Source organism: Streptomyces albidus (ex Kaewkla and Franco 2022) (assembly GCF_013870515.1).
In the GTDB taxonomy this organism is placed as follows: Bacteria; Actinomycetota; Actinomycetes; order Streptomycetales; family Streptomycetaceae; genus Streptomyces; species Streptomyces albidus.
This window is the reverse complement of the sequence record NZ_JACBXA010000023.1, coordinates 32,318-45,097: the sequence shown is the minus strand read 5'-3', so window position 1 is coordinate 45,097 and position 12,780 is coordinate 32,318. Positions and strand designations below refer to the sequence as shown.

11 protein-coding genes are annotated in these 12,780 nt (G+C 70.3%); 5 read left to right on the top strand and 6 right to left on the bottom strand.

Translation table 11 applies throughout. The annotated features are described in order from the left end of the window. The coding region (locus H5J26_RS06665; protein WP_181764776.1) for a WhiB family transcriptional regulator at positions 1-246 on the bottom strand (246 nt) is incomplete at its 3' end. Between the two features lie 220 nt (positions 247-466). After that, positions 467-1,138, bottom strand: coding sequence for a DUF1707 SHOCT-like domain-containing protein (locus H5J26_RS06660; RefSeq protein WP_210771068.1), 672 nt, complete (start codon positions 1,136-1,138; stop codon positions 467-469). Between the two features lie 210 nt (positions 1,139-1,348). Here H5J26_RS06660 and H5J26_RS06655 point away from each other — a divergent pair, with 210 nt between their 5' ends. From H5J26_RS06655 to H5J26_RS06635, 5 genes are all read left to right on the top strand, one after another. Then, positions 1,349-3,049: a fumarate hydratase gene (locus H5J26_RS06655; protein WP_181764775.1), complete on the top strand. Its 1,701-nt coding sequence runs from the start codon at positions 1,349-1,351 to the stop codon at positions 3,047-3,049. 189 nt (positions 3,050-3,238) lie between these two features. Beyond that, positions 3,239-4,681: a class II fumarate hydratase gene (locus H5J26_RS06650; RefSeq protein ID WP_181764774.1), complete on the top strand. Its 1,443-nt coding sequence runs from the start codon at positions 3,239-3,241 to the stop codon at positions 4,679-4,681. A 157-nt stretch (positions 4,682-4,838) separates the two neighbouring features. Then, positions 4,839-5,714 (top strand): DUF402 domain-containing protein, encoded by an 876-nt coding sequence (locus H5J26_RS06645; RefSeq protein ID WP_181764773.1) that lies wholly within the window; start codon positions 4,839-4,841, stop codon positions 5,712-5,714. 391 nt (positions 5,715-6,105) lie between these two features. After that, positions 6,106-6,735, top strand: a complete 630-nt coding sequence (locus H5J26_RS06640; RefSeq protein WP_309237806.1) for a class I SAM-dependent methyltransferase — start codon at positions 6,106-6,108, stop codon at positions 6,733-6,735. A gap of 162 nt (positions 6,736-6,897) precedes the next feature. Beyond that, positions 6,898-9,141 carry a SpoIIE family protein phosphatase gene (locus tag H5J26_RS06635; RefSeq protein ID WP_419183757.1) on the top strand — a complete coding sequence of 748 codons (2,244 nt, stop codon included), beginning with the start codon at positions 6,898-6,900 and terminating at the stop codon, positions 9,139-9,141. A gap of 123 nt (positions 9,142-9,264) precedes the next feature. On the opposite strand, the gene H5J26_RS06630 is transcribed toward H5J26_RS06635, so the two are convergent. The 4 genes from H5J26_RS06630 to H5J26_RS06615 form a co-directional block, all read right to left on the bottom strand. After that, positions 9,265-9,954: a response regulator transcription factor gene (locus tag H5J26_RS06630; RefSeq protein ID WP_181764770.1), complete on the bottom strand. Its 690-nt coding sequence runs from the start codon at positions 9,952-9,954 to the stop codon at positions 9,265-9,267. A 49-nt stretch (positions 9,955-10,003) separates the two neighbouring features. Beyond that, entirely contained in the window at positions 10,004-11,308 is a 1,305-nt protein-coding gene (locus H5J26_RS06625) for a sensor histidine kinase (protein ID WP_309237805.1), read from the bottom strand. Between the two features lie 176 nt (positions 11,309-11,484). Continuing rightward, on the bottom strand, positions 11,485-12,018 hold the full coding sequence (locus H5J26_RS06620; protein WP_181764769.1) for an alkyl hydroperoxide reductase: 534 nt from the start codon (positions 12,016-12,018) through the stop codon (positions 11,485-11,487). 6 nt (positions 12,019-12,024) lie between these two features. Then, positions 12,025-12,579: a peroxiredoxin gene (locus H5J26_RS06615; protein ID WP_181764768.1), complete on the bottom strand. Its 555-nt coding sequence runs from the start codon at positions 12,577-12,579 to the stop codon at positions 12,025-12,027. Positions 12,580-12,780: the final 201 nt, after the last annotated feature.

The window sequence follows — 12,780 nt, the reverse complement described above, 5'->3', positions numbered from 1 at the left end:
CAGCACCAGAGCGTGCTCGCGGCACTCGACCATCACGGGGCAGCGGGCGCAGACGCGCTTGGCGGCCTGCTCACGCGAGAGCCGAGCCGCAGTGGGTTCCTTCGACGGAGCGAAGAAGAGCCCCGCCTCATCCCGGCGGCAGACTGCCTCCGAGTGCCAGGGACCCGCCTCGTCCCCACGCGTGGACGCACGCTGGAGGGGAACGGGGACGGCTGCCTGAAGGGACTGATGCGGCGGTTGCAGCACGGTCTACTCCTGACGAGACGGCGGGTGGGTTCACCAAGACCCGATTCGCTGCGCACGGCAGTTCGCGCTGCCGCCGTACGAGAGACGATGCCCAGGCTCTACCCGCTGTGTGCACCGGTATGCATACCGTAGGAATGCACGCCGTCACACGAACTCGCGCCCGCGTGCGCCCCCAGGACGGGTGGTGTCGGAGAAGCCTCGTGAACTCCCGCCGGGCGCCTCAGAGTTCCTTGCGCAGCCGGTCCCGTAGATCGCGCAGCGTCTTCCCGCGCTTCGGCTTCGCTTCGACCCCGCCGAAGATCGCCGCGCCCTGCACGAGCACCACCGGCGCGCGTGAATCCTCTGCCTCAGCGGTGCGCACGTCGAAGCCGCCGAAGACTCCGGCGCCCTTCTGCCGCAGGGTGACGTTCTCGGGGACGCGGATCTCGATGCCGCCGAAGATCGCCGTCGCGTTGATGACCAGATGCTGCTGCTCGAAGACGGCCTCGGTCAGGTCGATCTCGATGCCACCGAAGCAGGCGAAGGCGTTGATCTTGCCCGGGGCCCGGAAACGGCCCTTCCGAATCGATCCGCTGAAGATCGCGACCAGGTTGTCCTTCGGGCCGCAGCCCTGGTACTGCCCGTGATCCACCGGGGCCGGTGCGTCGTAGCGCTGCTCGGACGGGCGGCCCGCGGGCAGATCGCGCACCAGGGGCTCCAGCTCGCCGAGCGTCTTGGCGGCGTACACGCTGTCGATCCGCTCCGAGTGCTCCGCAGCGTCGAGCCGGCCCTCCGCCAGGGCCTCGCGCAGGATGTCCGCGATCCGGTCACGGTCGGCGTCCGAGGCGCGCACGGAGGTCTCGACCGCCTTGGCCTCCTTCGCCTCGGGCCTGGCCACGGGCTTCTTTTCCAGCGGGTTTTCCAGCGGAGAATCAGTCACGGAGGCAGCCTACCCAAACGCGATAGATCGCGACTAGACCGCGGTGGGCATCAACTCGGCATCAACCGGGCCGATCCGGTGAGTTCGACCTCACCTCCACACCACCGCCTCGGCGCTCTACGCTGTTTGACGCGCGCGCACCGCCGAGTGCCGTATGAGCCGTACGAGAGGAAGACCCCACCGATGGCCGCCAGCTCCCGCCCGTCCCGCCCGGAATTCGACTACACGGACCTGCTTCCTCTGGGCGAGGACCCCACGCCGTACCGACTCGTGACCGCCGAGGGCGTGCGCACCTTCGAGGCCGACGGGCGGACCTTCCTCCAGGTGGAGCCGGAGGCACTGAGCAAGCTCGCCGCGGAGGCGATGCACGACATCTCGCACTACCTGCGGCCCGAACACCTCGCGCAGCTGCGCCGCATCCTGGACGACCCCGAGGCCAGCGCCAACGACCGCTTCGTGGCACTCGATCTGCTGAAGAACGCGAACATCGCCGCCGCGGGCGTGCTCCCCATGTGCCAGGACACGGGCACCGCCATCGTCATGGGCAAGCGCGGCCAGCAGGTGCTCACCTCCGGCGGCGACGAGGAAGCGCTCTCCCGCGGCATCTACGACGCGTACACCGAGCTCAACCTGCGCTACTCGCAGATGGCGCCGCTGACCATGTGGGACGAGAAGAACACCGGCTCGAACCTGCCGGCGCAGATCGAGCTGTACGCCACCGACGGCGACGCGTACAAGTTCCTCTTCATGGCCAAGGGCGGCGGCAGCGCCAACAAGTCCTTCCTCTACCAGGAGACGAAGGCCGTGCTCAACGAGGCGAGCATGATGAAGTTCCTGGAGGAGAAGATCCGTTCGCTGGGCACCGCGGCCTGTCCGCCGTACCACCTGGCGATCGTGGTGGGCGGCACCAGCGCCGAGTACGCCCTGAAGACGGCCAAGTACGCCTCGGCCCACTACCTCGACGAGATCCCCGCCGAGGGCTCCCCCGTCGGCCACGGTTTCCGTGACAAGGCGCTGGAGGAGCAGGTCTTCGAGCTGACGCAGAAGATCGGCATCGGCGCCCAGTTCGGCGGCAAGTACTTCTGCCACGACGTGCGCGTGGTGCGCCTCCCCCGGCACGGTGCCTCGTGCCCCGTGGCCATCGCCGTCTCCTGCTCGGCCGACCGCCAGGCCAAGGCGAAGATCACCGCCGAGGGCGTCTTCCTCGAGCAGCTGGAGACCGACCCGGCACGCTTCCTGCCGGAGACGACGGACGAGCAGCTGACGGAGGGCGCCGGAGCGGACAACGACGACGCCGTGCGCATCGACCTCACCCGCCCCATGGCGGAGATCCGCGCCGAACTGTCCAGGCACCCCGTGAAGTCGCGGCTGTCGCTGACCGGCACGCTCGTCGTGGCCCGCGACATCGCCCACGCGAAGATCAAGGAGCGCCTCGACGCGGGCGAGGAGATGCCGCAGTACCTCAAGGACCACCCCGTCTACTACGCCGGCCCGGCCAAGACCCCCGAGGGCTACGCCTCCGGCTCCTTCGGCCCGACGACGGCCGGCCGCATGGACGCCTACGTCGGGCAGTTCCAGGCGGCGGGCGGCTCCATGGTCATGCTCGCCAAGGGCAACCGCAGCCCCCAGGTCACCGAGGCGTGCGCCACCCACGGCGGCTTCTACCTCGGTTCCATCGGGGGTCCCGCCGCCCGGCTCGCGCAGGACTGCATCAAGAAGGTGGAGGTGCTGGAGTACGAGGAGCTGGGCATGGAGGCCGTCTGGCGGATCGAGGTGGAGGACTTCCCCGCGTTCATCGTCGTGGACGACAAGGGCAACGACTTCTTCACCGACCCCGGACCGGCACAGCCGTTCGTGACCTCGATCCCCGTACGCACGGCGTAGGGGGTGTCGGCGAAGTAGCGTCGTCCGCCTGCAAGGCGGGGGGGGCGTTGCGGACACGCCCTAGCGCCGCCACCGCCTCACCGGACGCGCAGCGGTACACCCGTGGTGCGCTGCGCGTTGCTGGGTACTCGCCGGGGTGGGAATGTCCTCGCGGACCGTGGACGCTTCCCCGTACGGAGGTGGAGGTTCATGACCGGCAGCACCGGCGGCGACGCCAGCGACAACAGCACCACGGACAGCACAGGCAGCACGCAGTACCGGACCGAGCACGACTCGATGGGCGAGGTCCAGGTGCCCGCGCACGCCAAGTGGGGTGCGCAGACCCAGCGGGCGGTGGGCAACTTCCCCATCAGCGGGCAGCGCCTGGAGCGCGCCCACATCGAGGCCCTGGCCCGCATCAAGGCTGCGGCCGCCCAGGTGAACGCCGAACTCGGAGTGCTGGAGCCGCAGTTGGCCGAGGCCGTGCGCGCGGCGGCTGAAGAGGTCGTATCGGGGCGCTGGGACGAGGAGTTCCCGGTGGACGTCTTCCAGACGGGCTCCGGTACGTCCTCCAACATGAACATGAACGAGGTCGTCGCCACTCTCGCCACCGAGCGGCTGGGTGCGCCCGTGCATCCGAACGACCACGTCAACGCGAGCCAGTCCTCGAACGACGTGTTTCCGTCCTCCATCCACATCGCGGCGACGGCGGCGGTCACCCGCGACCTGATCCCCGCGCTGGAGCACCTGGCGGCGTCGCTGACCCGCAAGGCGGAGGAGTTCGCCGACGTCGTCAAGTCCGGGCGGACGCACCTGATGGACGCGACGCCGGTCACTCTCGGGCAGGAGTTCGCGGGCTACGCGGCCCAGATCCGTCACGGCGTCGAACGGCTCGGCTCCACGCTCCCCCGCCTCGCCGAACTCCCGCTGGGCGGTACGGCGGTGGGCACGGGCATCAATACCCCTCCCGGCTTCTCCGCCGCCGTCATCGACCGCGTCGCGGCTTCCAGCGGGCTTCGGCTGACGGAGGCCCGCGACCACTTCGAGGCGCAGGGCGCGCGGGACGCCCTGGTGGAGACCTCGGGCCAGCTCCGTACGATCGGCGTGAGCCTCACCAAGATCACCAACGATCTGCGCTGGATGGCCTCCGGCCCCCGCACCGGCCTCGCGGAGATCTCCCTGCCCGACCTGCAGCCCGGCTCCTCGATCATGCCCGGCAAGGTCAACCCGGTGATCCCGGAGGCCACTCTGATGGTCGCCGCGCAGGTCACGGGCAACGACGCGACGATCGCGGCGGCGGGAGCGGCCGGCAACTTCGAGCTGAACGTGATGCTCCCGGTGATGGGCAAGAACCTGCTGGAGTCCGTGCGGCTGCTCTCCAACGTCTCCAGGCTGCTGGCCGACCGCACGGTCGACGGCATCGTGGCCGATGTGGAGCGGGCGCGCGAATACGCTGCGTCCTCTCCCTCCGTGGTCACCCCCCTGAACAAATACATCGGGTACGAGAACGCGGCGGCCGTCGCCAAGGCCGCCCTCGCCCAGAGGATGACGATCCGTGAGGCGGTGCTGGAGGCCGGACACGTGGACCGCGGCGACCTGACCCTCGAACAGCTCGACGAGGCCCTCGATGTCCTCCGTATGACACATCCCTGAGATGAATCCGGACCGGAGCCGACGGGCGGCCGGCGGAACGCGGGAGAGGCCCTGACGGGGCACCGCCGGTCCACGGTGGTGAGGTTCACGCTGCGCGCACGACCCCGTTGGGGCGCAGCTCACGGCGGTGGTGGGTCGTCGCACCTAAGATCTGCGCATGACAGCGGAGACGGCAGGAACGACGGGAGAAGCCGGCACGCGTGGCGACGGAAACGGCCTGGACGACGGGTACGACGGGTACGCAGCCACGCGCGGAGCGACCGGCGAGCGCGGCGGAGACGGCGGCGAGGACGACCGCTGGGCGCCCGGCACCCGGATCCTGTGGCGCTACCGGGCCAACGGTGAAGGGCACCCCCACATCTGCCGTCCCGTCACCGTCGTCCGCGACACCCCCGACCTGCTCGCCGCCTGGGTGGCGCCGGGCACGATCTGCGTGAAGCCGGAGATGGCCGACGGCACGCCCGTGCACCACGAGCCGCTGGAGACCCGCTACACCAAGCCGCGCAGGACCGTGCTCTCGCGCTGGTTCGGCACGGGCGTACTGAAGCTCGCCCGGCCCGGCGAGCCCTGGTCCGTGTGGCTGTTCTGGGAACGGGACTGGCAGTTCAAGAACTGGTACGTGAACCTGGAGGAGCCGCGGCGCCGCTGGGCCGGAGGCATCGACTCCGAGGACCACTTCCTCGACATCGCCGTCTATCCGGACCGCAGTTGGGAGTGGCGGGACGAGGACGAGTTCGCCGCGGCGCAGCACGCGGGGCTCGTGGACGGCGAGCTGGCAGCCCGCGTACGGGCCGCCGGACGGGCCGTCGTCGAGGAGATCCGTGCCTGGGCACCGCCGTTCAGCGACGGCTGGGAGAACTGGCGCCCCGACCCGCACTGGCAGCTTCCGCAGCTTCCGCGGGACTGGGACGGCTGGCCTGCGCCGGGCCGCGCGGCGGGAACGAACGGCTTCACCGCGACCGAGGGTGCCGACGAGCACGCGTCCGTCGCACGGGCGGGATCGGGCACCGGAAGCGGTGAGGGACGTCCGTGAAGCGGACCCGCCGGCGTCCGCCCGTCCGGAATGCGGTCGCGGACCCGGCCGGAGGGGCCTCCAGGCCCCCTCCCGCACTCGATTCGACACCCGGGAGAGCGGGTCCGGGGGCCCCGCCGAGACCGTCTTGTTCCGCACTTGCCGGTATGTGCCGCATCTGTCCCGCGACACGCGCCCGGTTCGACCTCCCGTTCCCTCTTGCTGCGCCCCCATACTGCAAACGTAGGATCAACCTCCGTAGGCGCACTGCTGCAACAACTCCCCTCCCCCCTCGGGGATTTGGCATGTGGCCAGAGAGAGGAGATCGACCGTGAGCAGCAATGACAGAAACGGCGGGGGTTCCTCGGAACCGCAGGCCGGGGGGGTCTACAAAGACTTCGACTGGAACGGAATCGACCGAATCGGACAGGCCGAGGCTTTCGACGCCATCGGGGACCGTTACGACGAGGCCTTCCCGCACAAGGAAGGCCAGATCTCCTGCGGTGCCTGGCTCGCCGAGCAACTGCCCGCCGGTTCCCGCGTCCTCGACCTCGGCTGCGGCACGGGGCTGCCCACCGCACGTCAACTGACCGAGGCGGGGCACCGGGTCGTCGGAGTGGACCTCTCGCCCGGCATGGTGAAGCTGGCGCGCGAGAATGTTCCGGAAGGCGATTTCCGCCGTATGGACATCTCCGATGTGGAGAAGCACGGTCTGGGGCCTTTTGACGGCGCTGCCGTGTTTTTCTCGTTGCTGATGCTGCCGAGGGTCGAAATTCCGTACGCGCTGCGCATGCTGCACCAACAGTTGCGAGAGGGTGCTCCGATGGCCCTGTCGATGGTGGAAGCGGATGTGGATGACTTCACTTTGCCGTTCTTGGGGAACACGATCCGGGTATCCGGCTATCTACGGGACGACTTGCGCCGGGTCGTACACGACGGGGGTTTCGAGATCGCCGGGGAGGATGCTTATGCCTACGCACCGGCAAGTACGGATGTGCCACCCGAGATCCAGCTTTTCCTGCAGTGCCGACGACGCCCGTAGCAGCGGAGCAGTGAGCGCTACGCGCGCAAGACGCGCAGCCCCGGATGGATGGAAACCGAACGCGTGACGGAGCACCAACAGCCTGCGACCAGCACAGCCGTGCCGCCGCCACCGCCCGTGGGGACACCCCCGAGCAGTGGACCCGCGACGGGGCCCTCCGGCATGCCGTCCGGCACGCCCGCGCATTCCGGAGGCACGGGGAGCGAGAACGACCGGCTGCCCGAATTGTCCGGACCCCCCGGCGAGTTCGGGGAGACCGGGAAACCTCGCGCCTCACAGGCGTCCCACGGTGACGGGGTGGAGCAGGTGCGCCCCGGCTCACGTCCGCAGCCCGAGTCCGGGCACGCGTCCGGACAGGAGCGCTCCGAGTCCGCACGCGGTTCGGGCGCCGGCGCGCGCGGCGGCGCGGGGCGAGCCGTCCCCGAGCCCTCGCACGGCCCCAAGTCAGCCCCCCAGAAGGCGGCCCAGGCCCCCTCACAGCAGCCCTCGACCGCGGAGAGCGGTGCCGTGTCACATCCGACCACCGGCGACATGACGGCCGCCGAAATGCCACCTTCCTCGTCGGCCTCCGCCTCGGACCCACCGTCGGACCCCACGGCCGTACGCGAGGTGTCCGCCGTCGACGGCGACGCCGCCGAACGCGAGCGGCGCGGCGGTGACCGGCTGCGCTTCGTCGGTGCGGCCACCCGCCGTATCGCACGCGGCATGGACCTCGACGAGACGGTGCTCGGCCTGTGCCGGGCCAGCGTGCCGGCCTACTCCGACGCGATCCTCGTCTACCTGCGCGACCCGCTGCCCGTGGGTGACGAGCGGCCGACGGGCCCGGTCGTGCTTCGGCTTCGCCGCAGCGACCGCATCCCCGACGACCCGAGCGCCATGGTGGCCGCCGCGTCGGCGGCGAGCGAGCACGGGCAGGACGGCGACGCCCTCGGCGCCGTGCCTGCGAGCACGTCGGGGGTGTCGCTCTCGGCGATCTCCGACGGCACGGCGGGCGCCGCCGAATACGTCGAGGTGCTCTCCGGAGGACCGCTGGCGGAGGTTCTGCGCGGCGTACGCCCCGTCTTCGCCGACGCGCCCGCCGCACGCGACGCCCTCCCGGAGCTGCTGGGCACCGACCCCGACGTCCCCTCCGGGCACCGGGTGATACTCGCTCCGCTGCGTGGCCGCCGAAGGGTCATCGGGGCCGCCGTCTTCCTCCGCAGGCCCGAACGCGCCGCCTTCGAACCCGACGATCTGCTGATCGCCGCCCAGCTCGCCACGCACACCGCGCTCGGCGTGGACAAGGCCGTGCTCTACGGGCGTGAGGCGTACATCGCCGACGAGTTGCAGCGCACCATGCTGCCCGACGAGCTGCCGCAGCCGACCGGCTGCCACCTCGCCAGCCGCTACCTCCCCGCGGCCGAGACCGCCCGCGTCGGCGGCGACTGGTACGACGCGATCCCGCTGCCGGGCAGCAGGGTCGCCCTCGTCGTGGGCGACGTGATGGGCCACTCCATGACGTCGGCGGCGATCATGGGACAGCTGCGCACCACTGCACAGACGCTCGCCGGACTCGACCTGCCTCCGCAGGAAGTGCTGCACCACCTCGACGAGCAGGCTCAGCGCCTGGGCAGCGACCGCATGGCGACCTGCCTGTACGCGGTCTACGACCCGGTCGCCCACCGCATCGTCATCGCCAACGCGGGACATCCGCCACCCGTGCTGCTGCATCGCGACGGCCGGGCGGAGGTGCTGCGGATACCAGCCGGTGCTCCGATCGGCGTCGGCGGCGTGGACTTCGAGGCGGTGGAGCTGGACGCGCCCGCCGGCGCGACGCTGCTCCTCTACACCGACGGGCTGGTCGAGTCGCGCCAGCGGGACGTGTGGACCGGCATCGAGCATCTGCGGGAGAAGCTGACCGCGACCGCGCGGCTGACCAGGCCGGGCTCCTCGGCGCCTCTGGAGCCCCTGTGCGACGAGGTGCTGGACATCCTGGGCCCGGGCGACCGCGACGACGACATCGCGCTTCTCGCCGCCAGGTTCGACGGGATCGCCCCGAGCGATGTCGCGTACTGGTTCCTGGACCCGCGGGCCCAGACGGCCGGGCAGGCCCGCAGGCTCGCGCGGCGCGCGCTTGCCCGCTGGGGTCTGGAGGAGCTGTCGGACTCGGTCGAGCTGCTGGTGAGCGAGGTCGTCACCAACGCCGTCCGGTACGCCGAACGTCCCATCACCCTGCGGCTGTTGCGCACGGACACGCTGCGCTGCGAGGTGGGCGACGACGTGCCGCAGCTGCCGCGTCTGCGGCAGGCACGGGCCACGGACGAAGGCGGCCGGGGCCTGTACCTCGTCAACCGGCTGGCGCGGCGCTGGGGCGCCACGCGGCTGTCGACGGGCAAGGTGGTGTGGTTCGAACTGCCGGTGTCCTGAACGGATTCCGCGTAGCCGGACGAACGTCGGCCGGGGTGTTCCCCTTCGAAGGGGAACACCCCGGCCTTCCGTTTCCCGGGACCTTCCCCGGCACCTGTCGCGGGCCTGGTGTGCCCGCGAGCTTCAGCCGGACTGGTCCGCTGTCCCGTCCGTACCGGCGTCGTTGGCCAACAGGGCGATCTGCACGCGGTTGTTGAGAGCCAGCTTGGTCAGGATGCGCGAGACGTGGGTCTTGACGGTGGGCAGGCTCATGTACAGCTCGGCGGCGATCTCGGCGTTGGACCTGCCCCTGCCGACCGCCACGGCCACCTCCCGCTCGCGCTCGCCCAGCGCTTCGAGCTGCTCACGTGCCCAGATCGCCCGCGAGTCCCGGCCCGTACCCTCCGAGACCCGGTCGATCAACTGCCGTGTCACCTCCGGGGAGAGCACCGGCTCACCCGCCGCCACCTTCCGCACCGCGTCCACGATCTCTTCGGGTGCTGTGTCCTTCAGCACGAAGCCGGCGGCGCCGGCGCGCAGCGCTCGCAGCACGTGCGCGTCCGTGTGGAATGTGGTCAACGCGATGACCTCGGGGGGCTGTTCGCGCCTGCGCAACGCCTCGGTGGCCTCCAGCCCGTCGACCACCGGCATGCGGATGTCCATCAGAACGACCTGCGGCGAGTGCTCGTCGATGAGCGGCGGCACCTCGCTGCCGTCCGCCGCTTCGGCGACCACCTCCACATCGGGTGCGCCTCCGAACATCAGCCGGAGCCCGGAACGTACGAGGGGGTCGTCATCGACGAGCAGTACTCGGATCGGGGTTGGCGCGTTCACCAAGGGGCCTCGGAATCATGTCGCGTCGGGCTGTGCGGGCCGCCCCCGCTCACACACCGGGGCCGGCGGCCGGTGCGGCTGCCTCCGGCAAGCGGGGGCGCGCCGCCCACGGCAGCCAGGCCAGCAGCCGGAACTCCGCGCCGGACCGGCCGTGTTCGAGCCGGCCGCCGATGAGTCTCGCACGCTCGGCAAGCCCGATGAGGCCTTGTCCGGCACCGGGGACCCCTGATCCCGAACTGCCGGGATCGAGGGCGAACTCCCTTGCCGCGGGCTCCACTTCGGACGGGACCGGGTTGCTCACGCGTACGGTCAGCCCCTGCCCCGGGCCGCCGGACACCTCCACGGTGACCTGAGTACCGGGTGCATGCTTACGCGCGTTCGTCAGGCCCTCCTGGACGATGCGGTAGGCCGTGCGGCCGACGAATGCGGGTGCCTCGGCGGTGGCTGCGCCTCCCCCGTCGTCTTCGCGGGCCCCGCCGCTGTCGTGACTCCCGCTGGACTCGCGGATCTTGGCGCTCCCGCCGTCCTCGCCGTTCTCCTCGACGCCGGCGATCCGCACGTCGAGAACGACGTCCGTACCCGCCGCACGGGACTCCTCAGTCAGCGGCGTCAGATCCCCCAGCACAGGCTGTGGACGGGACCCTTCGGCGGACGACGCGCGGAGAACGCCGATGATCTCCCTCAGGTCCTCGAGCGCTTCGTGCGCGCAGTCCCTGATCACACCGGCGGTCCGCTGGATCTCCTCCTCCGGCGCTCCCGGATTGAACTCCAGCGCCCCCGCGTGGACGCTCAGCAGCGAGAGCCTGTGTGCGAGCACGTCGTGCATCTCACGCGCGATGTCCTCCCTGGCCTGGCGCCTGGCCTCCGCATGCGCCCCGTCCGCCCGCTCCCGCAGTGAGGCGACGAGCTGACGCCGCGACCGTACGTACAGCCCCCAGCCGATCGACCCGGTGAGGAGCACGAAGTAGGTGATGCCCGAGACGGTCGCCGGGTCCTCCAACTCGGGCCCGCGGGCCAGGAAGAGCGGCACCGGGGCGAACGCCAGCGCGGCGACCCACCCCGTCGTCCGCAGCGTGCGCCCGGCGGCGACCGTGAAGACGGCGACGACGGTCGCACCGGTCACGAAGTGCGAGTATGTCCCCGCCACCAGCAGCAAGACGGCCAGTTGCACGGGCCAGCGCCGGCGCAGGAACAGCGCGGCGCAGGCAAGCGCCCCGACGGCCTGGTCCGCGAGCAGCACGCCGGGCGACGGATGCTTGCCCAGCAGCACCGCGTCGGCGGTCAGCACGGCGAAGCATGCCGCGAACAGGAAGAGGCTGAGGTCGGCGAACCAGTCGCCCGCGGTACGGCGCACGTCCGGAATGTACTGCGGGGCACCCGTCGGCGGCAGACCGAGTGCACGGCGCGAGACTTTCGGACGACAGCCGCGACAGCTTTCGGTACTTCGGTCGACGCGGGCAGGCGGGCCCGTCGTGAGAACGCGATGAGGGGCCCGGAAGGCTCACCGGGCCCCTCGTGAACAGCAGGAGGTCAGTCCGCGAGCTGCGCCTCTGCCTCCAGGGTCGTACCGACCGCCTGGACGACGGCCGCGATCTTGAACGCCTCCTGGACGGTCTCGCGGTCCACACCCGCCTTGCGCAGCACCTGCTCGTGCGAGTCGAGGCACTGGCCGCAGGCGTTGAGCGCGGAGACGGCGAAGGACCACAGCTCGAAGTCGGCCTTGTCCACACCGGGGTTGCCGAGGACGTTCATCCGCAGACCTGCACGCAGATTGCCGTACTCCGGGTCCGACAGCAGATGCCTGGTGCGGTAGAAGACGTTGTTCATCGCCATCACGGCGGCGGCGGACTTGGCCGCCTCGTACGCCTCGGGGCTCAGGTTCTCCTTCGCCTCGGGCTCCAGCGCGCGCAGGGCGATGCCGGACCGCGAAGCGATCGCGCAGGCCAGCACCGTCCCCCACAACTGCTGCTTCGGCAGCTGCGAATTGCCTATGACGGAGCCGAGGTTGAGCTTGAGGTCCTTCGCGTATGCGGGGAGGGCCGCCTTCAGGTCATCGAGTGCCATCGGGCCTCACGCCCCCGCCAGCAACTCGACCGGGTCGAGTGTCTGCTCGCCCTGCGTCCAGTTGCAGGGGCAGAGCTCATCGGTCTGCAGGGCGTCGAGCACCCGCAGGACCTCCTTGGGGTTACGGCCGACGGAGCCGGCTGTGACCATCGTGAACTGGATCTCGTTGTTCTGGTCCACGATGAAGACCGCGCGCTGCGCGAAGCCGTCCTCACCCTCGACGCCGCAGTCCTGCATCAGCTCGTGCTTGGAGTCGGCGAGCATCGGGAAGGGCAGGTCGCGCAGGTCCTCGTGGTCCTTGCGCCAGGCGTGGTGCACGAACTCCGAGTCGCCGGAGACGCCGAGGATCTGGGCGTCGCGATCGGCGAACTCCTCCTCCAGCTTGCCGAAGGCGGCGATCTCGGTGGGGCACACGAAGGTGAAGTCCTTGGGCCAGAAGAAGACCACTTTCCACTTGCCCTCATGGGTCTTGTGGTTGATCTGCTCGAACTCCTGCCCCTTCTCCAGGGAGACGCAGGCGGTCAGATCGAACTCGGGGAACTTGTCACCGACGGTGAGCAACGTGCACTCCTTGCGAGACGGAATGACCAACTTGCATGACATTCCTAGTGGTTGATCGAGTCACCCACAGTGCCATATCGAGCGTTGATCACAAAAATCACAGCAGGCGAGTGCCCGTCGACGACAGTTGCAGCGTCCTGCCTGGTGCCGACACCTGTCCTTGTCCGTCTTGACAGACAGACCGCTTCTCAAGCAGAGGGG

Excerpts from the sequence above, each read along its gene's own strand:
- H5J26_RS06655 (WP_181764775.1), top strand. The coding sequence starts at position 1,349 with ATGGCCGCCAGCTCCCGCCCGTCCCGCCCGGAATTCGACTACACGGAC.
- H5J26_RS06650 (WP_181764774.1), top strand. The coding sequence starts at position 3,239 with ATGACCGGCAGCACCGGCGGCGACGCCAGCGACAACAGCACCACGGAC.
- H5J26_RS06645 (WP_181764773.1), top strand. The coding sequence starts at position 4,839 with ATGACAGCGGAGACGGCAGGAACGACGGGAGAAGCCGGCACGCGTGGC.
- H5J26_RS06635 (WP_419183757.1), top strand. The coding sequence starts at position 6,898 with ATGCCGTCCGGCACGCCCGCGCATTCCGGAGGCACGGGGAGCGAGAAC.
- H5J26_RS06620 (WP_181764769.1), bottom strand. The coding sequence starts at position 12,018 with ATGGCACTCGATGACCTGAAGGCGGCCCTCCCCGCATACGCGAAGGAC.